Source organism: Paraburkholderia sp. SIMBA_054 (genome assembly GCF_046534875.1).
Classification (GTDB): Bacteria; Pseudomonadota; Gammaproteobacteria; order Burkholderiales; family Burkholderiaceae; genus Paraburkholderia; species Paraburkholderia hospita.
Genome location: NZ_JAWRXV010001825.1, coordinates 1 through 231, shown reverse-complemented (window position 1 = coordinate 231; position 231 = coordinate 1). Strand labels below are relative to the sequence as shown.

Here is a 231-nt window from a genome sequence, read left to right as displayed (position 1 = left end):
AAGCTGAACGCTGCCGTCCGAGCCCAAGTGCCGCGCAGTGTGAACGTACCCGTGACGATGCAGATATGACAGGTCTGTCTGTTGCGTCCACAGCGTCACCGGTTTCGCGATGAGCGACTTGAGTTCAATGGAGTCTTTCTGGGAGGCGACATCGACAATACAGTTGTAACTGCGCCCAACGCGATCAGTACCGCTGTGACGGCCTGGCACCAAGACACTTCCCTTCCATGC

General features: G+C 57.1%; 1 protein-coding gene. It reads right to left on the bottom strand.

Annotated elements, in window-relative coordinates; all coding sequences use genetic code 11:
• The coding region (locus SB822_RS61350) for a contractile injection system protein, VgrG/Pvc8 family (RefSeq protein ID WP_410859700.1) at positions 1-210 on the bottom strand (210 nt) is incomplete at its 3' end.
• Between the last annotated feature and the right edge of the window lie 21 nt (positions 211-231).